The organism is Pacificibacter marinus, from assembly GCF_018860505.1.
GTDB lineage: Bacteria > Pseudomonadota > Alphaproteobacteria > Rhodobacterales > Rhodobacteraceae > Celeribacter > Celeribacter marinus_B.
This window is the reverse complement of record NZ_JAHKPU010000003.1, coordinates 865-1,241: the sequence shown is the minus strand read 5'-3', so window position 1 is coordinate 1,241 and position 377 is coordinate 865. Positions and strand designations below refer to the sequence as shown.

The following is a 377-nucleotide window of genomic DNA, read 5'->3' as shown; positions in this document are numbered from 1 at the left end:
AGCGCCTTATCGGTCCAGTCCAAGCCAGCATAGACCAGTTCGCCGAAGTCACCGGTTTCTTCGTGCATCGCGAGGATTTGGTCGACAACATTGTTCACCGTGCCACAGATAACCAGATTGTCGACCACGTGGTCCAGCGTGATTTCGCTGTCCGGCTGTTCGCGGTGGGTCTTGAAGACGCCTTGACGGTTCGAGCGGGTCAGTTTCGCCAGCATCTGGTCGTAATAGAGCCGGTACGGGCTATTGGCGTTGTGCTTGCCGTAGTCTTGGGCAACCTTTTCGTCGTCGGCGACAAAGATCGTGCGTGCGACGCGCCAGTCGTTGAAGTCTGCTGTCTGGCCCACATCTTGTTTACCTTGTGCGTAATTATCCCAATG

The 377-nt window shown here is 55.7% G+C and carries 1 pseudogene; it reads right to left on the bottom strand.

The window, feature by feature from the left end:
- A pseudogene (locus KO503_RS00435) lies at window positions 1-377 on the bottom strand (LLM class flavin-dependent oxidoreductase); the annotation flags it as partial.